Below are 20,570 nucleotides of genomic sequence, written 5' to 3' on the forward strand. Positions count from 1 at the left end.
GGTGAAATAAATGGAATTTGAAACAGTCATAGGACTTGAAGTCCATGTGGAATTAAAAACAGAATCGAAGATATTTTCTGCAAGCCCGAACCATTTTGGGGCTGCACCAAATACAAATACGACAGTTGTCGATTTAGGTTATCCAGGCGTATTGCCGGTCTTGAACAAAAAAGCTGTCGATTACGGTATGAAAGCGTCAATGGCATTGAACTGCCAAATTGCAACAGAAACAAAGTTTGACCGTAAAAACTATTTCTATCCAGATAATCCGAAAGCATATCAAATTTCTCAGTTTGATAAACCAATCGGTGAGCATGGCTATATCGATATAGAAGTGGACGGTTATAAGAAAAGAATCGGAATCACACGTGTTCATATGGAAGAGGATGCTGGAAAGCTGAACCATGGTGACGGTTATTCTCTAGTCGACTTTAACCGCCAAGGAACACCTTTGATTGAGATTGTTTCAGAGCCTGATATCAGAACACCAAACGAAGCATATGCATACCTGGAAAAACTGAAATCAATCATCCAGTATACTGGAGTATCTGACTGTAAGATGGAAGAAGGCTCTTTACGCTGTGATGCGAATATTTCCATTCGCCCTGTTGGACAAGAAGAATTCGGAACAAAAACAGAATTGAAGAACTTAAATTCATTTAACTTTGTTAGAAAAGGTCTTGAATACGAGGAAAAGCGTCAGCGTGAAGTTGTTCTTGGCGGCGGTGTGATAGAGCAGGAAACACGTCGTTATGATGAAGCAGCAAATACAACAATATTGATGCGTGTTAAGGAAGGTTCAGATGATTATCGATATTTCCCAGAGCCAGACTTAATGGACCTATATATCGATGAAGATTGGAAAGCTAGAATTCGTGCGGAAATTCCAGAGCTTCCTGATGCTCGTCAGAAGAGATATGTAGAAGAATTAGGCTTGCCTGAATACGATGCTAATGTATTGACTGTTACGAAAGAAATGGCAGATTTCTTTGAAGCGACAGTAAATGCTAAAGCAGATCCTAAGCTTGCCTCTAACTGGATTATGGGTGATGTATCAGCATACTTGAATGCAGAAGGAAAAGAGCTGGCAGATGTTGCACTGACTCCAGAGAGTCTTGCAAGCATGATTAAACTCATTGAAGATGGGACAATCTCCAGCAAAATTGCTAAGCAAGTGTTCAAAGAGCTGATTGAAAACGGCGGCGACGCAGAACAAATCGTTAAAGATAAAGGATTAGTGCAAATTTCGGATGAAGGAGCTCTCCTTCAGGTAATTTCCGAAGCATTGGACAATAATCCGCAATCAATTGATGACTTCAAGAACGGCAAACAAAAGGCTGTCGGCTTCCTTGTTGGTCAAATCATGAAAGCAACAAAAGGACAGGCTAACCCGCAAATGGTCAACAAGCTGCTTGTTCAAGAAATAAACAAAAGATAATGTAGAAAAACCAAGAGCTAACTGCTCTTGGTTTTTTCATTTATTTCGACATTTTCTCTGCATATTTCCCAGGAAAAGTGTTCTCTTGGCAATTTTCGAACTTTTTTTGCAAAGCTTGTCCTAATGAAGATACTTAGCTAATCTTTTTCGGTCCGATGCGGTCTTTTTTTATTGTTTTATCATTTATTTTCGGTTCAGTGTGATTAAAGAAATTAATAATATTGGATCTGTGCAAGTATATAAGCAGTAAAAGATAGATTATAAATATAAGTTCATGTTCTAAAGTAGCATCGAATAGGGCATACAGCAATATCGTAATTCCGACAGATATGCTGCCGAGGAATACATATTTAGTTATCCAGATAACAGCGATAAATGTTAAGTAGACAACCAAGAACATAACAGGATTTGCGACAATCAGCATACCTGCTGTAGTGGCGATGGCCTTTCCGCCACGGAAGCCTGCGAACACAGGGAAACAATGGCCGATTACAGCCGCCAAACCTGTATAAATCGGATCGATATCCTGGTGCAATAAAATTGGAAGAGCTGCAGCTAGTGCACCCTTGCCGATATCGAAGATGAGTACGGCGAGACCAGCTTTTTTCCCAAGAACGCGAATAGAGTTCGTTGCTCCTGGATTAAAGCTGCCGTGCTTTCTTATATCGATACCAAAAAACATCTTACCTATTATAATGGCAGCTGGAATAGATCCTATTAAATATGCGATTAATATCGTATACAAAAGCATTCTCCTTTGACGGTATGATAAATATTCCCATTTCCTATGTTAGTATATGCAAGCAGAAAAGTATACTTGTTCCTGAATAACATAATTTTAAAAAAACGGCAAAAAAGCCGCCAATTTTAATTGATAGGCGGCTCTTGTGACAAATATAGTCTATTCAAATCCTGCCATGACAAGTTCTTGGACACTGACAACAACCTCTTCTGTATCCATATATTTCACAGAAACATTCATCCCTTTTTCTAGGAAGATGCTGTAAGGGAAATCATTAGATGACACTTGGAATATTCGTTTATCTTTATCTACCATAAAGCGGACGACAGTGCTGCCTTCCATTTCTGATTTATAGACATTGCTGATTGTCCCTTGTAATTCCTTCATATCAGCCAAATCGGTAGGAACTGTGTTATCGTCCTTTAGCAATGTAGCAATTGCATATTTATAATCATTAAATAGCTTTGATTTTTCATTGCTGTAGCTGTAAACCTTCTCATCCTTGGCGTTGACAAGAACAATTTGTCTCAGCACGTTGTTGCTGTCCATCAAAGGAACTACCCATGTAAACTGGCCATAGATCGTATAAAGTATAGGGGTGCCAGCTTCATATTTTTCCGCTCTGAATGTCTTTTCCGCCACATTGATGGCAGACTTTCCATTTAACGATCCATTTGCATTCTCATAGAATGTGAGCTTGCCATCTCTGGCATTTATGAGAGAGTAGCCGACCATGCTGCCGCTGTCTGATTTAGGACGAGTGAAATCTGTAAACCAGTTTAACGCAAGATCCTTATTGAACACTCCATTCACTTCATCTATGTCTTCCCATTCTGTTGGCACCTTTATATCTTCTTTAGAGAAAATAGTATTCCAGAAGCCATGCACATATTTTCCATACCATTCATTCCAATCTTCCGCTACACTTGTTGGGATGACATGATCGATAAATGCAGGAATCTCGTTCATCTTATAATCTTTTATTTCCCCGCTTTCTGGGTCAATAATATAAATGCCCTTTACATCGACAATTTCCCTGAATTTATTGTAGTCCCCATATGGAACAACATAATAGGGCTTATCATTATCATCGGGTTCAAAGCTTGCTTCGAGCAGGACAGAGTCCTTGTGTTTTTTTCTTACAAGACGCTTTAAGTCTTCGTTGAAATAGGCAGATGGAACATAAGTCATTTCTGATTTTACTAAAACGGCATCTTTATTTTCATCCTCTGCACTCATTTTAACGAATCCAGGAACAGGCACATCTTTCATCCATTTAAAGAAGCCTGTGTATTCAATGGGCGTTACCCAATAAAGATGATCGTCGATTTTTTGCAAAGTAGATTCCCCGAGGTCATAGTAGGAGGCATGTGACAGCTCCCCAAGCTTTTTTTCACTTCGATACCTTGCGTATTTTTCCGGAACCACAGCAATATGCTGTTCATCTGTAGATTCTTCTTGCTCTTTGGCAACAGTGGCCTTTGCTGCTACAAAATCATACTTATCATTAGCTATTGTCAAAGGATAAACAAATTGGAAGTAAGCACTTGCGACCAGCATGGCAATCCCGAGAAAGCTTGTGTAATAAAATCCTTTTGCTTTCCGATAAATGATGTCAGCCAAAAAGAACAGCGCTAAATAAAATAAGCTAAACTTAATTGCAGCCTGCACAGAATAATCGATAAGCTGGAAATAAGTTAAAATAAAGATGATAATCGCTCCAAGTATGACGCGCAGAAGCTGTGTGTATAAAAAAACTTTACTGCGATAATAAGCTTTCCAAACAATTGGATTAAGCGTTAACGCGAGCAATGATAATAAATATATCATTAACATAAACCTCCTTATGATAATTGCTTCCATTGTAATACGGAATGTTCCCCATAATAGTTTCATAAATCATTCCTAACTTAATCCGACAAAAAACATCTTTATAAGATCAGAAAAATGTTACTATAAAAAAGTATGACTCGCTGGAAAGCTTATTAATTGAAAAAAATATAACATTGGTGTAGGGGTTGAGCATTTTATAACGTCTATTATGTGAACATGTTTAGAAGGGGGGAGAGAATAATAGCAGATCAAGAGTTGATTGAGTTAGTCAAACTTGGAGATGATGATGCATTTAGACAGCTCGTCGAGAAGTATCGCCAAGATGTATTTCGCACAATTTACAGCATCCTGAAGGATCAGAAGGAAGCTGAAGATGCTGCACAGGAAGTATTCCTTAAAATTTATTACTCTCTCCCTAAATATGAAAACCAAGGATTTAAGACTTGGATAACGAGAATTGCTGTCAATCATTCGATTGATGTTAAGCGAAAACAGCAAAGAAGAAAAGAGGACATTACAGAACAAATCGAGCTGGATACAGGAAAAAAAGACAATGTAGTAGCAGAAGTGCTCATTAGGCAGCAGCGCAAGCTGTTAAGAGAAAAGCTCAACGATATTCCAGATAACTACCGTGATGTTATTTATGGCTACTATATTGCGGAAAAGAGCTATCAGCAATTGGCAGAAGAGCAAAATGTTCAAGTCAAAACAATTGAAACAAAACTGTACCGGGCAAGAATCTGGTTGAAGAAGCATTGGAAGGAGGAGGATTTCTTATGATAACACACTATTCTTTTGAACAATGGCTAGAGTATGCAAAGGATGAACTGGACGAGGGTAATCGTTCACAAATGGAAGACCATCTATATGGATGTGATCATTGTCTTGATTTGTATGTCCAAGCAGTAGAAGCACAAGAACAGGAACTACCGTCTATTTCGGATGTGGAAGCATTCACAGATCAAATCATGCAAAAAATTACACAGGAACAGGCAGAATTAATGGATATACCTGTTGTAAAACCGAAAAAGAAAAAATCATTCTATCAATCCTCTATCTTTCACTACGCAATTGCGGCCAGCATTACACTAGTTTTGATGACGACTGGAGTTTTCCAATCGATTATCAAACATACTGAAAGCATTCAGAAGGCAGAAATGCCAATGAAACAGGAAGAGGTAAAAGTAGGCTTTGTTGATAAAACATTTTCTTGGCTAAATACATTTGATGGGAGTATGAGTATGAAGGAGGAAAAGAAAAAATGAAAAACCCGTTTGCCGCATTTATATTAGCTTTCTTTCCGGGAGGCGGACTATTTTACATTGGAAACCGGATAAGAGGGTCCTTGTATGGAGCAGCTGTATTCGGACTGGCTGTATTCTCGATATTTCTGTTTAGCATGTCTGGATATATGGATGGGGTTGTTGCAGCCGTTATTTTTATTGGCTTTCTCATCTATTGCATAAGCATTTTGGACACTTATATTACAGCTAGCCGCTATTTTAAAAGACAGGTTCTCCCAAGCAGTCAGACAGGTGATGGAACGGAGAGAACAGTGCTTGTAAATACAATAGAATCACAGCGTTTTTACACCATTGTTTTATCCTTTGTGCCTGGTTTAGGACATATTCAATTAGGATTGATGTACCGAGGGATAACTCTATTGTCCACTTTCTTAGGGCTGATTATCATGGTGCTGTTTGTTTCCATATTGACAGGTGCAGGAGAGTTTCTGCTGTTTCTTGCTATCCTGCCGGTCATTTGGGTATATGGATTTTTTGATGTGATGCAGCAGTTTACCAAAAAGCAAAATGGAGAGGAATTGGTTGACCAGACGATTTTCCAAGACTTTGAAAAAAATCGTGAAGACGGAAAGAAAAGCAAAATCATTGCCACTTTTTTATCCATTTTTCCAGGAGCCGGCCATCTTTATTTAGGGTTGCAGCAAAGGGGGCTGCAGCTGATGGCAGCATTCCTGTTTGCAATCTTTTTAATCAATGAGCTTTACTTAGGGATTTTCCTATTTCTAATTCCGATTATTTGGTTCTACAGCTTTTTCGATGGACTCCAAAAAGCATCTAAAATAGGAGAAGTGGAGCTGGAGGATACACCTGTTATCGCCTATTTGACCAATTATCAAAAATGGGTTGGAGTTGGACTTCTTCTTGTAGGCTTCTATTACATGATCGTTAATATCCTGCTTCCTGCCTTTTCTTCAAGGCTGAAGGTATGGCTTGGAATTGATTTGCAATTCTTGTTCTATCATTATTTCCAGACAGGAGTAGTCTGCATCATTCTTATTCTAGGCGGATTGCGGGTGCTTGTCGGCAATAAGAAAAATACAGACAAATAAGCAGTCAGCAAAAAAAGATTGCATAAAGGGGGAGAAGCACGGAATGAGAACATGGAGAGTTGGAACATTTTCGATGGGGTTGTCACTTTTGTTTCTGGGGGTTTTCTTGTTATTGTCGCAAATATTGGATTGGAATATCACAACGGCATTAAAGCTGTGGTGGCCTGTCATTCTTGTAGTCCTTGGGTTGGAAATCCTTGTGTATCTGTTCCTTAGCAAGCAAGAGAAGCCATATTTGAATTTTGACCTTTTCAGCATCGTTATCGTTGGGATATTAGGTACAGCAGGGGTCATCATGGTTTTTTTGCAGACTTCAGGCGTTATGGATTTAATTCAAGATGAAATTAAAAAGGAAGCAATAACATTGGACCTTCCAGCCTTTAACCAAGATATAAGCAAGGATATTAAAAGAGTCGTAGTAGAAGGTGACGGCATAGAGCAATTTAGAGTCGAAGGAATAAACGAAAGAAATGTCTCCATGTTTGGTACATACAGACAAGACAGAACAATCGAAAAGATAGAAAAAGCAGAGGATTATCTTACCATTACGGATAAAGGAGATACACTGTATATTAGGGTGAAGGAGCGTCCGCATCAAACAGGATTGTATGAAGATTATTCAAGTTTGGATGCTACTCTGCTTGTGCCGACAGATGTCCAACTGGAGCTTGCTGATCTTTGGAGCAATATTTCTCTTAATCCAAGAAATTTGAACAGTGATTGGAAAATAGCAGGTACAGGGGAGATCGGATTGGATATTAGAGAGACAGATAATGTTCGTGTCTCCGTCCAAAATACGGACATATACAATAAAGAGGACCAGAATTGGAAGTTTGCTAAGCTGGATAATGACATAGACGGGAACGCGGATTCAGCTAGTGAAGTGGAAGTCACAACGCCTAATGCTACCCTTGAAAAAGGAAAAGCGGAAAATCATATATATGTATCCAATAGTGACACATTGATCTTAAATAATATGAAATAAGAATTTAATCAAACGTTTGTTTAATTTTATAAAACAGGCAAAAGCGGTTGGAACGCCTATTATTAGGGTATAATTGATAGCAGATTTCTAAATCCTGCAGAGCATTTTTCGCAGGATACTAAATATTGCCTAATGAAGTAGTTTTCGTATATGATGTTAGATGGTAGAAACAAGTCATGAAATTATGAAATAGGATGATGGGTATGAAAAGGGCTAGAATTATATATAATCCTACATCAGGCCGGGAAGCTTTTAAGAAGCATTTACCGGAGGTGCTGAAAAAACTGGAGAACGCAGGGTATGAAACATCCTGCCATGCTACGACAGGTCCAGAGGACGCTACAACAGCGGCAAGGATTGCAGTAGAAAGAAGATATGATCTTGTTGTTGCTGCAGGCGGTGACGGGACGATTAATGAAGTAGTAAATGGGCTTGCAGAGCAGGAGTACCGGCCGAAGCTTGGGATTATCCCAGTGGGAACGACTAATGATTTCGCAAGAGCCTTGCATATCCCCCGAGATATTGAAGCTGCTGCCGATATAATTGCAAAAGGAGACACAATTCCTGTTGATATCGGACGGCTGAATGAAGATAAGTACTTCATCAATATTGGCGGCGGAGGCAATTTGACAGAGCTTTCTTATGAAGTGCCAAGCAAGTTAAAAACAATGCTTGGACAGCTTGCCTATTATTTAAAGGGTATGGAAAAGCTGCCTTTCATTAAAGCAACGAAAGTAAAGATAGAATACGACGGCAAATTGTTTGAGGGAGAAGTCATGCTGTTTTTAATTGGGCTGACTAACTCTGTCGGAGGGTTTGAGAAACTTGCGCCAGGCTCTTCCATTAATGATGGTCTATTCTCTTTGCTAATCTTGAAAAAGGCAAATTTAGCTGATTTTATTCGAATCGCTACATTGGCTCTGCGCGGAGAGCATATTAATGATCCAAGCGTTATCTATGTTAATGCCAACCACATTAAAGTAACATCAGAGGAAAAGGTTCAACTAAATCTCGACGGTGAATTTGGCGGGGTTCTTCCAGCTGAATTTGTTAATTTGTACAGACATTTTGAAGTGTTTGTTCCAATAGACAGTATCCGTGATGAGGACCGTCCTGATAAAGAGACAGCAGTAAAAGAAACAGACGAGTAAAGCTATAGAGTGAGGATGACTCACTCTATCCACCACTCTTTTAACCCCCAAAAAAGCCCCTTTTTTCCATTGTTTTCAACTGACCAAAAACGAACAAGGATTATAGATTACAGGAAAAGTATGATACAATTTGTTCGGTATACTTTTTAAAAGATAAATGTAGCAAAGGAAGTAGACAATGAGCAGAACATTGCCCGTTCAAAAGAACGATATAATAGATATAGTATTTGAAGATTTGACACATGACGGCTCTGGTGTAGCAAAAGTTGAAGGTTATCCACTGTTTATCCCCAATGGACTTCCTGGAGAAAAAGCAAAAGTTAAAGTTATTAAAACGAATAAGAATTACGGCTTTGGCAGAATGCTCGAGCTGGAGGAAAAAAGCCCTTACCGAGTGGAAGCACCATGTCCTATTTATAAAGAATGCGGCGGCTGCCAGCTTCAGCATCTTAATTATGAAGGCCAGCTTATAATGAAGCATAAGCATGTCCAGGACGTTCTTACAAGAATCGGGAAAATAGACGCTGTTGTACACCCGACTATCGGGATGAGTGAGCCGTGGCGCTACCGCAACAAAGCACAAGTGCCGATAGGAGAGCATGAAGGCGGACTGATAGGCGGTTTCTATCAGCAGCGCAGCCACCAAATTATCAATATGGAAGCTTGCCTTATTCAACAAGAGGAAAATGATGATGTCGTAAGAGCAGTGAAAGAAATCTGCCAAAAACACGGAGTAAAGGCATATAATGAAGAGCGTCACAAGGGTGAGCTTCGTCATATTATGGCCCGCCGCGGGTTAGTTACCGGTGAAATTATGGTTGTTCTTATCACCAGAACAAATGAAATTATTAACAAAAATAAAATTGTGGATGAAATTGCACAAGCTGTTCCAGGCTTAAAATCAATTATCCACAATGTGAATAACAAAAAAACAAATGTAATTATGGGAGATACGACTAAGGTATTATGGGGACAAGAAACAATTACTGATTATATTGGTGATGTTAAGTTCGCTATTTCTGCCCGTTCTTTCTATCAAGTGAATCCAGAACAGACAAAGGTTCTCTATGAAAAGGCGCTCGAATATGCTAATTTGCAAGGAGAAGAAAGTGTTATTGATGCCTATTGCGGTATAGGCACCATTTCCTTATTCCTCGCTAAAAAAGCGAAAAAGGTATTCGGTGTAGAAATCGTTCCCCAAGCAATAGAAGACGCAGGCAAAAACGCCTTGCTCAATGATATCCACAATGTGGATTTTGCTGTCGGCAAAGCAGAAGAAGTTATCCCCAACTGGTATAAGGAAGGGAATACAGCAGACGTGCTCGTAGTCGATCCGCCAAGAAAAGGCTGTGATGAAGCACTATTGCAGACAATCATTGACATGAAACCGAAAAAGGTCGTATACGTTTCCTGTAATCCGGCAACATTAGCAAGAGATTTACGCGTCCTTGAAGACGGCGGCTATAAAACACTTGAAGTACAGCCTGTGGATATGTTCCCGCAGACAATGCATGTAGAGGCTGTTGCGCAGTTGGTATTAAAATAGAATGCTTCCCGGGTTTCTTTCATGAAATCCGGGATTTATTTTTTTATGCATCTAATTTTAAAGTTCGGGGGAGCTATATGTAGAATTTAAAAGGGGAACTATTAACAGCATAAATAGCAACTAGACTTAGGGATTAATGTGTAAGGATGAAACTATTTATTTTTTTATGGAGTTATTGCTTAAAAACCATTGTTTCTTTCCAATTTTTTTAGTTGGAGCTATTGCCATCACTATCACCGCCTTGAGTTCATATACGATAAGTAAAGAATTAATCACCTGTGCATCAAGAAATGTGCCCCATTTCTCCTCCTCTATGCTTCCGTTAATGAGTAGTTGATTATTCTGTGAACAACAAGATAACTTAAAGGGAAGCCTCTGGTTAAAAGTCGAAATTCCTCGAAAAATAAAGCTATTCAGTTATTGACAGAGCCTATACAGAAACTTATAATTAACCTGTAAATTGAAAGGGTTTTCATTTTTGGGTTATCACTTTATGTGATATTTTTTTGATGTATTGATAAAACGTTTAATCATTTTTTACTTAAATATATAGTTGGTTTTATTCCTATATTTTTTACATAATGATAAAACGTTTAATCAATTTTTTTATGCTGCAAAATTATATAAAAGGTGGGGAAAATGAATGAAAAAATCTTTGTCAGTAATACTAGTTTTCATGTTGATTGTGTTGGCTGCTTGCAGTAAACCTGGCAGCAGTTCAACGGGAGGAAATGAAGCAAGTTCTGATTCTTCGAATGACTCTAAACAGGAAAACAGCGCAGAGATAGAACCGGAGGATGGAGCCGAGCTGGTAATGTGGACAAATGGAGATGAAGAAGCAGAATGGTCCAAATTTGTTGCAGAAAAGTACACCGATAAATATGGGGTTCCTGTCAAAATTGAAGAGGTGAGCCATGTGGAGGCTGCCGGGAAACTGGAAACAGACGGACCAGCAGGGCTGGGTGGTGATGTATTTACCGGGGCACATGATCATGTAGGGACAATGAACGCAGCAGGACTAATTTATGAAAACTATTTTGCTGATGAATATAAACAGCGTTTCATGGAAGGAGCCATCACTGGCGTTTCTTCAAAGACAGATGAGGAGATGAAAGTTTATGGATATCCAGTTGGTATTGAAACAATAGGATTATTTTACAACCAAGATTTATTAGATGAGATGGGCTTTAAGCCGGCAGAAACGATGGATGAGCTTATTGACCAATCAAAGCAATTTATGGAAAAGAATCCTAAGTCATACGGATTTATGGTTGAGCCAGGCAACTATTATTTAGTGCATGGGTTTCTTGGAGGATACGGCGGTTATATCTTTGGTGAGGATAATACAAATCCAGAGGACATTGGTTTGAACGGGGAAGGCGGACTTAAAGCTGCAGAGCTGATGACAAAAATACATGATGAAATTCTGCCGCTTAAAAAAGAAGACATTACTGGTGATGTTATCAGTTCCCAGTTTAATGAAGGAAAGTTGCTGTACTATATAACAGGTCCATGGGCAGTAAAAGGGCATCAAGATGCTGGAATTAACTTTGGTGTTAGAACAATGCCTTTATTGGACAATGGGGAACATCCTCAAACCTTCTCAAGTGTTAAATCATTATTTGTAAACGCATACAGCAAATATCCAAAGGCTGCAACATTACTTGCACAATTTGCAACCTCTGACGAAATGCTGCTGGAACGTTATGAAATGACAGGGCAATTACCGCCTGTAAAAACATTGATGGAGAATGAAACAATTAAAGCAGATGAGATGAATGCTGCTTTCTTGGAGCAAGCGCAATATTCTATATCAATGCCTAACATCCCAGCAATGCAGCATGTGTGGGCAAGTATGGAAGTCGCATTTACAGCATTATGGAATGGCCAGTCTGAACCAAAAGAGGCCCTTGATAAAGGTGTTCAGCAAATTAAAGATGCAATTGCTTCACAAACTGAATAGACATGTGTTGAGCCAATGCCTTCTTGGGATTGGCTCAACAGCATAACTAAGGAGGGAATGATAAATGGCAACACCAGAACGGAAGCTGAATGAGGGTCTGCCGACAAACAACGAAAAGGCGGCACCGCCTGTAAAGAAACAGTTCTTTACAAAACCTATGCTTGCAGCAGGTTTATCTGTTCTTTTTATGGGACTAGGACAGCTCTATAATAAACAATACTTAAAGGGATTAACTTTTCTGTTGCTAGAATTGTATCTTCTTATTTTTTGGACAGTGCCCTTCCAATGGGCGATGTGGGGTCTCACAACTTTAGGAGAAACTGTTCAGACTAGACAAGGGTTTGAAATTATTCAAGGAGACCATTCCATCTTTTTAATGATTGAAGGGATATTGTTTCTGATTTCATTCTTGCTGTTCCTGTGGTTTTATTATTTAAATATTCGCGATGCCTACAAGGTTGCTGCTAAAGCAGAAAAAGGCATCAAGCCTAATAATGCGAAACAAATGCTCAAAAACATTTGGGATAATGGGTTTCCTTATATTCTTTTGACTCCCTCTATCCTCTTTACCGCCTTCTTGACCATTTTGCCTTTGCTGTTCGGAGTATTGATTGCTTTTACAAACTACTCAGCACCAAACCATTTGCCGCCGAAGGCTTTAGTGGACTGGGTAGGTTTTGACACGTTTGTTCAACTTTTCAAAATGAAAACATGGAGCGCTACATTTTATGGTGTGTTTTCTTGGACAGTAATCTGGGCTGTTCTAGCGACGATTACAACTTATTTTCTGGGACTTGTTTTTGCTGTTTTGATATCCCAAAAAGGAATAAAACTGAAAAAGTTTTGGAGAAGTATATTTATCTTGCCATGGGCAATTCCACAGTTTGTATCCATTTTAATCTTCCGCAATATTTTTAATGGAGAGTTTGGACCAATTAATAAGTACTTAATGGACTGGGGAATTACAGACCAGGCAATTCATTGGCTTTCAGATCCAATTTTAGCAAAGCTTACACTGGTTATTGTAAACATGTGGTTTGGCTTTCCGTTTTGGATGGTGCTGATGAGCGGTGTTATGACAAGTGTGGATAAGGAAATTTATGAAGCTGCAGAGGTGGATGGTGCTTCTTCTGTACAAAAGTTTTGGAAAATTACAATGCCGCTTATCATGTTCTCAACAGCTCCACTGGCAATCATGTCGTTTGCGAACAATTTTAATAACTTCAACATTATTTACTTAATGACACAGGGTGGACCAGTTAATACTGATTACTCATATGCAGGTTCCACAGATATCTTAATCAGCTGGATTTATAAACTGACATTAGATAATAGCCAGTTTGCTGTTGCATCTGTTGTGTCTATCCTGATTTTCATTATTATCGCGATATTCTCCATCTATAATTTCAGGAAAACACGAGCATTTAAAGAGGAGGATATGATGTCATGATAGGGATATCTTTAAGAGAGAAAATAAGCAAATTTTTCACTTATACTATTTTAGTCATTACAGCCATTTTCGTCTTGTATCCTGTTATTTGGATTATAACTGGATCTTTAAATCCCGGGGATTCACTATTTTCTACAAGTCTCATTCCAGATTCCTTATCATTAAAACACTATGTTTATTTATTCAATGAAACAGATTATTTAAATTGGTATAAAAATACGCTGAAAATTGCTTTTTGGAATATGATTTTATCTACCTTCTTAGTAGTAACAGCAGCATACGCCTTTTCCAGATTCCGCTTTCCAGGCAGGAAGCAGGGGCTGATGACCATGCTTGTCTTGCAGATGTTTCCAGGATTTATGGGAATGATTGCAATCTATATCCTGTTATTGCAGCTTAATCTATTAGACAATCATTGGGGATTGATTTTAGTTTATGCAGGTGGTTCAATTCCATTTAATGCATGGCTCGTAAAGGGTTATTTTGATGGCATGCCGAGAAGCCTGGAGGAAGCAGCAAAGATAGATGGTGCCAGCAATGTGAAAATTTTCTACAAGATTATGATGCCGCTTTCCAAACCAATCTTAGTTTTTGTGGCGGTAACTAACTTCATCGGACCATGGATGGATTTTATTTTTGCCAGATTAGTATTGCGCTCAAGCGAGAAAAAAACATTGGCTATCGGACTTTTTGAAATGGTGACTGGGCGCGGGAACAGTGAATTTACTACATTTGCAGCTGGAGCAGTTCTAGTGGCAGTGCCGATTACTATTCTGTTCTTTATCTTCCAGGATCAGCTGACAGACGGCCTAAAGGCAGGAGCTAATAAAGGTTGATTCCTTTAAAACTGCGCTCATATGGATAAAAAAATAGCTTCTTCTTAGATTGGGAATCTTAGTTATTTATAGGTTTGGCGTGATAAAATACAATTACTCTATAAAGATGGAATGATACAAACCAATTTAAGAACAGCAATTGATTTATATATATGAGAGGAAAGCCATAATGGAGAAACCAACAATTAAAGATATAGCAAGAATGGCTAATGTTTCAATAGGCACTGTTTCCAATGTAATAAACGGAAAAGGAAGATACTCTGTTGAAACAAAGAAGAAAATTGACAAAATCATTAAAGAACTAAACTTTATGCCAAATGTGGCAGCAAGAAGCTTAAAGGATAAATTAAACCCATTAATTGCACTGGTTGTGCCATTTGCCGATAAAGGAGAAGTCTTTGTTAATCCATTTTTTACACAGCTCATTTCTGGTGTTGAAAGCGGAGCAAGAGACAGGAATTTTCATGTGATTGTTGCTGCGGTCAAAGATGAACCTCAATTATCTGTTTTGCTGGAGAAGCAAATAAATGGTTTGATTGTTTTTGGTGCAAATGAAAACCAAGTAATACTGGAAGAGATAAAAAAGCTGAGACTGCCGACGGTTTTTATGGACAGCTATCTTTCTGATCCTGAGCTTTATCAGTTAGTGATAGATGACGAATTGGGAGGATACTTAGCAACGAAATATTTAATCAGCTTAGGGCACAAGTCAATCAATGTTATTGCTGGAAATCTTGATCCTATCGGCAATCCGGCAGAAAAGACAAAAATGAATACAGTCGGCCATTTGCGGCTTTTTGGTCATATAAAGGCATTAGAAGAAGCAGGAATTGAGTTTGACCCAAGCTTAGTTTTTCCACATGAATTTTCAGTAGAGGGCGGTTATACAGCCGCACAGCAAATTATAAAACAAAAGGGGAATTCGACTGCTGTATTTGCTTTTTCAGATATGACAGCCATGGGAGTTATTAAAGGCTTTTATGATCTCGGTGTCTCTGTGCCAAATGATTTCTCTGTAGTAGGATTTGATGATTTGTACTTCTCGGAATATTTAACACCAGGATTGACAACTGTTAGACAGGATATTTATGGAAGAGGTCATTCTGCTGTAAAACTTCTCATCGATCAAATAGAGGAAAAGACTATGGAACACAATCGCAAAATAATTTCTCCAGTCAGTCTAAAAATTAGGCAAAGCACGGCTTCGTTCAATAGCTAATCTTATAGGAGCAAAAACGTAGAAAAGCTTCTGTAAGGCACACTGACGCATATCCCCTTATCCTAAAGGGAGGGATAACTTGTTATGTTAAAAGAAGCGATTTTCCATAGACCTATAAATAATTTTGCTTATGCTTATGATAAAGAAAAACTGCATATACGTCTCCGTGCTAAAAGAAATGATTTAACGAAAGCCTATTTAATTTATGGTGACCCATATGAGTGGAGCGAGGATGGCTGGCAAAATCGGACAAAACCGATGCATCTGGAAGGAACAGACGAATTATTTGATTATTGGTTTGTGGAGATAAAGCCGGAATACCGCCGTTTGCGGTATGGTTTTGAGTTATATTCAGGGAATGATTTACTCATTCATGGAGAAGGTGGCTTTAAAAACCATTATCCGAAGGAAATAAGCTTTTACTACTGTTTTCCATTTTTAAATGAGACAGATGTCTTTCATGCTCCAGATTGGGTGCAGGATACAGTCTGGTATCAAATTTTTCCTGAGAGATTTGCAAACGGAAATCCTGAATTAAATCCAAAAGAGGCACTAGCTTGGGGAAGTGAAGAGCCAAAGCCAGACAGCTTCTTTGGCGGAGATTTTGAAGGAATTATCGAACACATAGACCATTTAGTTGACCTAGGGATAACGGGAATTTACTTCACACCTATCTTCCAATCCTTCTCCAATCATAAATATGACACAATTGACTATATGGAGATTGATTCCCAATTTGGTGATAAAGAAACGTTTAAAAGATTAGTAGAAATCTGTCATCAAAAAGGCATTAAAGTGATGCTGGATGCTGTTTTTAATCATAGCGGCCTCTTTTTTGCTCCGTTCCAGGACGTTTTAACAAATCAAGAAGCATCTGTTTACAAAGACTGGTTTCACTTTAGAGAATTTCCTGTAAAACCATTGCCAGTTCCTAATTATGATACATTTGCCTTTACGCATATGATGCCTAAACTGAATACAGAAAACCACGAAGTAAAAGAATATTTGCTGGAAGTGGGCCGCTATTGGATAAGAGAATTTGATATTGACGGCTGGCGTCTTGATGTGGCAAATGAAGTGGACCACCAATTTTGGCGTGAGTTTAGAAAAGCAGTGAAAGAAGTAAAACCAGATGCATATATCCTCGGTGAAGTTTGGCATGATTCTATGCCTTGGCTTCAAGGAGACCAATTTGACGCAGTAATGAATTATCCTTTTACAGAAGCAGTGTTAGGCTACTTAGCAAAGGATGAGCTCCATGCAGAGGAATTTGCAGAAAAAATTACAACTGTTCTTACAGCCTACCCCAAAAATGTTAACCAAGCTGCATTTAATTTGCTAGGCAGTCATGACACACCAAGAATATTAACAGTCAGCAATAACAGCAAAGAAAAGTTAAGATTATTGTTCTTATTTCAGCTGTCCTTTATGGGAAGTCCTTGTATTTATTATGGAGATGAAATTGGTCTGACTGGAGAAAATGACCCTGGCTGCCGCAAGTGCATGGTGTGGGAAGAAACAGACCAGGATCGTAATCTGTTTGAATTTGTTCAAAAACTGATAGAGCTTCGAAAAAACATAGCTGCTTTTGGCAGCAATGGCGACTTTCAGATACTTGAAGCAAACCGGCAGACAAACCACATCGTCTACAAAAAACAAACCAAGACAGAAACGCTTCTTATAACTATCAACAACTCTAATGACTCGATTGCAGTGTCTATTCCATACGATTTTACGGACAAAAATCCTGTAGATCTATGGAGTGGCACGCAAATGGAAGAGAATTCGAGGATTAATTTAGATCCATATGGGTTTTCTATAATCATGCTGAAATAAAATAATGTTGAAAAGCTTGTGGATAAAGCTATCAACACTTAAATGAAATTAGTTGAAAGTCTCCTGTTGTGGATGGGAGGCTTTTTTTGTGGATATCTTCTTATTAATTAGAAGATATCCACAATGTAATCAATAGTTTTTATTTTCTCTAAAGGGATAAATTATAAAAGTGTCATTATTTTGTCAAAAAGCAATAGTTAGCAATTAGAAAAGGAATAGTATACTTTAAAATAATAGAATTTCTCCTCTATAAGAAGAATTAGCCGAATAGACTGATTTTCTTCATAGAGGTTTTTTAGTGTCTATAGGTTTCTCAGGGACACATATCAAGAAGAGGGAGGTAGAAAATGAATATAGTAATTAATAGAATTAATGAACATTTAAGAAGACTATCACCAGCACATAAATCACTTGCTAACTATATACTGAATAATCCAGATCAGGTTGAAAGCATGACAGCAAGAGATTTAGCTAAAAGGACACATAATGTTCCAAGTACAGTAATTTCTTTTTCTAAAAAAATTGGTTTTAAAGGATTTAACGAATTAAAATTTCAATATTTAAATGATGAGCAAAATAATCATTCTATCAATGAAGAAATCATTTATTCTTTTAAGAAAGCGGAGCAAGTGACAAAGAATCAAGCTTTTATAGATGCTGTTCAGCTGTTAATTTCTGCACGTAAGATATTTATTATGGCGTTTCAGATGTCCCAAATACCAGCAAAAGACTTTTATTTTAGAATGAGAAAGATAGAGCCAGCAAAAATGATTTTCTTTGATTCGTATGCAGATCAATTCCGAATGGCGTCTCTCATGGAGGAAAAGGATGTTATTCTAATTGTATCTAACAGTGGTGAATCTGATGAAATACTTGATATTGAAAGAGAGTTAAGTAAAAAAAACTGTAGGCAAATATTAGTGACGAATGGAGTTAATAGTTCTCTAGCTAAATATGCAACTATTGAATTAAGCATTGGTTATTTAGAGGAAAATCCAATTCTGTTTAAGGAAGCTCCTACAACAGCTAGATATGCTTTAATTTATCTGTTAGAGAAACTATATTTAAACATTCTACATGCTAATTATGATGAATCATTTCAGCGAATAAAAGAAACGAGTCAGTTCTTTAAATATTGATATGGTATTAGACAAATGATAAAATTTGTCTTTTTTTTAAAAGGAGTGCGAACAAATTTCCAAAAGTTATTAAGCCATTGAAAATCTGTTTCTATGTCTGTACTATCTATTTTAGAAAGCGCTTTCTAAAATCTCTTGATTCAATGGAGGAGTAAACATGGCAGTTAAGTTTTTTGTTGCAGTGACTGGTTGTGCAGCAGGGATAGCACATACGTATATGGCGCAAGGGGCGCTGGAAAAAGCAGCAGAAGAATTAGGAATAACAGCAAAGGTTGAAACTCAAGGAACAATTGGTACAGAGAACGAATTAACAGAGCGAGAAATTGAGCAGGCTGATGTAGTTATTATTGCAGCAGATATCCATGTTGATAAAAGCCGTTTTGTAGGGAAAAAAATACTTGAAGTAGATACAAATCAGGTATTAAAAGATGCAAAGAGTTTGATTGAAACTGCTTCAGAAAAAGCTGTGCTATTCAGTGGAAAAGGAATGAAAGTCGGAAAGAACATGGAAGTGGGTTCATCATCAAACAAAGTGGTCAAGTTCCTAATGTCAGGCTTAACGGACATGATTCCTATTGCAATAGCGGCAGGGTTACTGCTAGCTTTTGCGAATACATTTGCTTTTCAACCAGATCCAAATAATGCTGATCTAGTTGTCTGGGGATTCTCCGATGATGCGAAGGGAATGTTTTTCTCAAAGCTATTCGATTTAGGGAAAATAGGCTTTACTTTAATGATTCCAATATTTGCGGCAGGAGTTGCTAGAGCAATTGGAGACAAGCCGGCTGTTGCTCCTGCTTTTATTGCAGGATATATGATTAATGATGCAGGGTTCTTAGGAACAGAGACAGGGGCCGGCTTTTTGGGAGCGATTATTGTTGGCTTTGGCGTTGGCTACCTTGTCCGTTTGTTGAAGAGTATCCCTTGGCCAAATATGCTTAAACCTGTTGTGCCTATTTTGATTATCCCACTCATCTCAACTTTTATTTCGTTTATTGTCATCTACTACTTAATCGGACAGCCAGTAGCTTTAGGTATGAATTCTCTCTATACCTTTATTAATGATATTACAAAAAATTACGCTGCTGCTCCTATCATATACGGAGCAATATTAGGCGGCATGATGGGAGTGGATTTAGGAGGTCCAATCAATAAAACAGCAATATTAGTTTCCCAAGCGATTTTTGTTGATACGATGGCGCAATTTGGGCCAGATGGGGTTAATGCCATTCCGCAAGCAGCGGCATGCTCTGCGATTGCAGTAGCGCCACTAGGAGCAGCGTTTGCTACATGGCTGTTTAAAAAATATTTTACGACAGATGAACGCGCACTGGGATCTTCAGCGTTTGTTATGGGGATTGTGGGCATTACTGAGGGAGCAATACCTTTTGCAGCAGCACATCCTAGTCTAATCATAGCTAATACAATATCATCAGCAATTTCAGGGGCATTTATTGCTGCTGTTGGAATACAATTTTACGGCGGAATTGGTTCACCGCTAGGAGCCTTTATAGGGTATACAACAGGTCCAACCCTTGCCTGGCTATGGTGGATTTTGATTATTTTATTTTCTGCATTAATTAATGCGGTACTGTACAGAATGACATTAAGAAAGCGGGTAATTGTAAATGGCTGAGATTTTTAATGAGAATAATATTTTTATAGTTGAAGACAATTTGGAAGATAAGGAACAGTTATTTAAACTTATTGCAAATGATGCATATAATTTGGGATATGTAAAATCAAATGAGGAATGCTTTAGGGGTCTTTTAACACGTGAAAGTCAACAGACTACAGGATTTCAAGATGGATTTGCTATACCTCATTGTAAAGATCAAACTGTACAAAATCCAAGATTATTAATATACAAAACCTCACCTATTCCGTGGAACAGTCTTGATGGACAGGCAATCGTGTTTTCTTTTGTTCTGTTGATACCTGAAGATTCTGCTAAAGAGCATTTGCGATATTTAGCTAAAATTTCAAAGTCATTAATAGATGAATCATTTCGGCAAAGATTGAAAACAGCGGATAAAACAACCATTCATCAATTAGTTTGCAGGAACTTGGAGGTGTAAA

Annotated in this window: 17 protein-coding genes; 15 read left to right on the plus strand and 2 right to left on the minus strand. The window is 38.1% G+C overall.

Translation table 11 applies throughout. The features are described 5' to 3' along the window. Positions 1-10: 10 nt before the first annotated feature. On the plus strand, positions 11-1,438 hold the full coding sequence (gene gatB, locus ACLIJJ_RS18165) for an Asp-tRNA(Asn)/Glu-tRNA(Gln) amidotransferase subunit GatB (RefSeq protein ID WP_233316213.1): 1,428 nt from the start codon (positions 11-13) through the stop codon (positions 1,436-1,438). Positions 1,439-1,571: 133 nt separating this feature from the next. Here gatB and plsY read toward each other — a convergent pair whose 3' ends face one another. Both plsY and ACLIJJ_RS18175 read right to left on the minus strand, forming a co-directional pair. Then, positions 1,572-2,189, minus strand: a complete 618-nt coding sequence (gene plsY, locus ACLIJJ_RS18170; protein ID WP_233316215.1) for a glycerol-3-phosphate 1-O-acyltransferase PlsY — start codon at positions 2,187-2,189, stop codon at positions 1,572-1,574. A gap of 150 nt (positions 2,190-2,339) precedes the next feature. Next, a complete protein-coding gene (locus ACLIJJ_RS18175) occupies positions 2,340-4,010 on the minus strand; it encodes a hypothetical protein (protein WP_233316217.1) in 1,671 nt (556 codons plus the stop codon). Positions 4,011-4,229: 219 nt separating this feature from the next. Between ACLIJJ_RS18175 and ACLIJJ_RS18180 the strand changes: the two genes are divergently transcribed. The 14 genes from ACLIJJ_RS18180 (at position 4,230) to ACLIJJ_RS18245 (ending at position 20,569) form a co-directional block, all read left to right on the plus strand. Beyond that, the gene (locus tag ACLIJJ_RS18180) at positions 4,230-4,793 is read left to right on the plus strand and encodes an RNA polymerase sigma factor (protein ID WP_233316218.1); all 564 of its coding nucleotides are present in this window, start codon (positions 4,230-4,232) and stop codon (positions 4,791-4,793) included. After that, positions 4,790-5,278: an anti-sigma factor family protein gene (locus ACLIJJ_RS18185; protein WP_341074766.1), complete on the plus strand. Its 489-nt coding sequence runs from the start codon at positions 4,790-4,792 to the stop codon at positions 5,276-5,278. The genes ACLIJJ_RS18180 and ACLIJJ_RS18185 overlap by 4 nt, the downstream gene beginning before the upstream one ends. Continuing rightward, complete coding sequence (locus ACLIJJ_RS18190; RefSeq protein ID WP_233316222.1) at positions 5,275-6,366, plus strand: hypothetical protein; 1,092 nt, start codon at positions 5,275-5,277, stop codon at positions 6,364-6,366. The genes ACLIJJ_RS18185 and ACLIJJ_RS18190 overlap by 4 nt, the downstream gene beginning before the upstream one ends. Before the next feature lie 43 nt (positions 6,367-6,409). Next, a complete protein-coding gene (locus ACLIJJ_RS18195) occupies positions 6,410-7,351 on the plus strand; it encodes a hypothetical protein (RefSeq protein ID WP_411411442.1) in 942 nt (313 codons plus the stop codon). A 203-nt stretch (positions 7,352-7,554) separates the two neighbouring features. Next, the gene (locus ACLIJJ_RS18200; RefSeq protein WP_233316227.1) at positions 7,555-8,502 is read left to right on the plus strand and encodes a diacylglycerol kinase; all 948 of its coding nucleotides are present in this window, start codon (positions 7,555-7,557) and stop codon (positions 8,500-8,502) included. 178 nt (positions 8,503-8,680) lie between these two features. Continuing rightward, on the plus strand, positions 8,681-10,048 hold the full coding sequence (rlmD, locus tag ACLIJJ_RS18205) for a 23S rRNA (uracil(1939)-C(5))-methyltransferase RlmD (RefSeq protein ID WP_411411443.1): 1,368 nt from the start codon (positions 8,681-8,683) through the stop codon (positions 10,046-10,048). A 643-nt stretch (positions 10,049-10,691) separates the two neighbouring features. Next, complete coding sequence (locus tag ACLIJJ_RS18210) at positions 10,692-12,011, plus strand: sugar ABC transporter substrate-binding protein (protein WP_411411444.1); 1,320 nt, start codon at positions 10,692-10,694, stop codon at positions 12,009-12,011. A gap of 157 nt (positions 12,012-12,168) precedes the next feature. Beyond that, positions 12,169-13,461: a carbohydrate ABC transporter permease gene (locus tag ACLIJJ_RS18215; protein WP_233316402.1), complete on the plus strand. Its 1,293-nt coding sequence runs from the start codon at positions 12,169-12,171 to the stop codon at positions 13,459-13,461. Next, complete coding sequence (locus ACLIJJ_RS18220) at positions 13,458-14,297, plus strand: sugar ABC transporter permease (protein ID WP_251647189.1); 840 nt, start codon at positions 13,458-13,460, stop codon at positions 14,295-14,297. Before ACLIJJ_RS18215 ends, ACLIJJ_RS18220 begins: the two co-directional genes overlap by 4 nt. Positions 14,298-14,466: 169 nt before the next feature. Then, on the plus strand, positions 14,467-15,516 hold the full coding sequence (locus ACLIJJ_RS18225; protein WP_233316236.1) for a LacI family DNA-binding transcriptional regulator: 1,050 nt from the start codon (positions 14,467-14,469) through the stop codon (positions 15,514-15,516). Between the two features lie 84 nt (positions 15,517-15,600). After that, on the plus strand, positions 15,601-17,352 hold the full coding sequence (locus tag ACLIJJ_RS18230) for an alpha-glycosidase (RefSeq protein ID WP_411411445.1): 1,752 nt from the start codon (positions 15,601-15,603) through the stop codon (positions 17,350-17,352). A gap of 347 nt (positions 17,353-17,699) precedes the next feature. After that, a complete protein-coding gene (locus tag ACLIJJ_RS18235) occupies positions 17,700-18,491 on the plus strand; it encodes a MurR/RpiR family transcriptional regulator (RefSeq protein ID WP_341074780.1) in 792 nt (263 codons plus the stop codon). A gap of 157 nt (positions 18,492-18,648) precedes the next feature. After that, complete coding sequence (locus tag ACLIJJ_RS18240; RefSeq protein ID WP_233316240.1) at positions 18,649-20,127, plus strand: PTS fructose transporter subunit IIC; 1,479 nt, start codon at positions 18,649-18,651, stop codon at positions 20,125-20,127. Then, on the plus strand, positions 20,120-20,569 hold the full coding sequence (locus ACLIJJ_RS18245) for a PTS sugar transporter subunit IIA (protein ID WP_341074784.1): 450 nt from the start codon (positions 20,120-20,122) through the stop codon (positions 20,567-20,569). The genes ACLIJJ_RS18240 and ACLIJJ_RS18245 overlap by 8 nt, the downstream gene beginning before the upstream one ends. Position 20,570 lies beyond the last annotated feature (1 nt).

Source organism: Niallia laureatilytica (assembly GCF_046613985.1).
Lineage (GTDB): Bacteria > Bacillota > Bacilli > Bacillales > Cytobacillaceae > Niallia.

Excerpts from the sequence above, each read along its gene's own strand:
- gatB (WP_233316213.1), top strand. The coding sequence starts at position 11 with ATGGAATTTGAAACAGTCATAGGACTTGAAGTCCATGTGGAATTAAAA.
- plsY (WP_233316215.1), bottom strand. The coding sequence starts at position 2,189 with ATGCTTTTGTATACGATATTAATCGCATATTTAATAGGATCTATTCCA.
- ACLIJJ_RS18175 (WP_233316217.1), bottom strand. The coding sequence starts at position 4,010 with ATGATATATTTATTATCATTGCTCGCGTTAACGCTTAATCCAATTGTT.
- ACLIJJ_RS18180 (WP_233316218.1), top strand. The coding sequence starts at position 4,230 with ATGTTTAGAAGGGGGGAGAGAATAATAGCAGATCAAGAGTTGATTGAG.
- ACLIJJ_RS18185 (WP_341074766.1), top strand. The coding sequence starts at position 4,790 with ATGATAACACACTATTCTTTTGAACAATGGCTAGAGTATGCAAAGGAT.
- ACLIJJ_RS18190 (WP_233316222.1), top strand. The coding sequence starts at position 5,275 with ATGAAAAACCCGTTTGCCGCATTTATATTAGCTTTCTTTCCGGGAGGC.
- ACLIJJ_RS18195 (WP_411411442.1), top strand. The coding sequence starts at position 6,410 with ATGAGAACATGGAGAGTTGGAACATTTTCGATGGGGTTGTCACTTTTG.
- ACLIJJ_RS18200 (WP_233316227.1), top strand. The coding sequence starts at position 7,555 with ATGAAAAGGGCTAGAATTATATATAATCCTACATCAGGCCGGGAAGCT.
- rlmD (WP_411411443.1), top strand. The coding sequence starts at position 8,681 with ATGAGCAGAACATTGCCCGTTCAAAAGAACGATATAATAGATATAGTA.
- ACLIJJ_RS18210 (WP_411411444.1), top strand. The coding sequence starts at position 10,692 with ATGAAAAAATCTTTGTCAGTAATACTAGTTTTCATGTTGATTGTGTTG.
- ACLIJJ_RS18215 (WP_233316402.1), top strand. The coding sequence starts at position 12,169 with ATGCTTGCAGCAGGTTTATCTGTTCTTTTTATGGGACTAGGACAGCTC.
- ACLIJJ_RS18220 (WP_251647189.1), top strand. The coding sequence starts at position 13,458 with ATGATAGGGATATCTTTAAGAGAGAAAATAAGCAAATTTTTCACTTAT.
- ACLIJJ_RS18225 (WP_233316236.1), top strand. The coding sequence starts at position 14,467 with ATGGAGAAACCAACAATTAAAGATATAGCAAGAATGGCTAATGTTTCA.
- ACLIJJ_RS18230 (WP_411411445.1), top strand. The coding sequence starts at position 15,601 with ATGTTAAAAGAAGCGATTTTCCATAGACCTATAAATAATTTTGCTTAT.
- ACLIJJ_RS18235 (WP_341074780.1), top strand. The coding sequence starts at position 17,700 with ATGAATATAGTAATTAATAGAATTAATGAACATTTAAGAAGACTATCA.
- ACLIJJ_RS18240 (WP_233316240.1), top strand. The coding sequence starts at position 18,649 with ATGGCAGTTAAGTTTTTTGTTGCAGTGACTGGTTGTGCAGCAGGGATA.
- ACLIJJ_RS18245 (WP_341074784.1), top strand. The coding sequence starts at position 20,120 with ATGGCTGAGATTTTTAATGAGAATAATATTTTTATAGTTGAAGACAAT.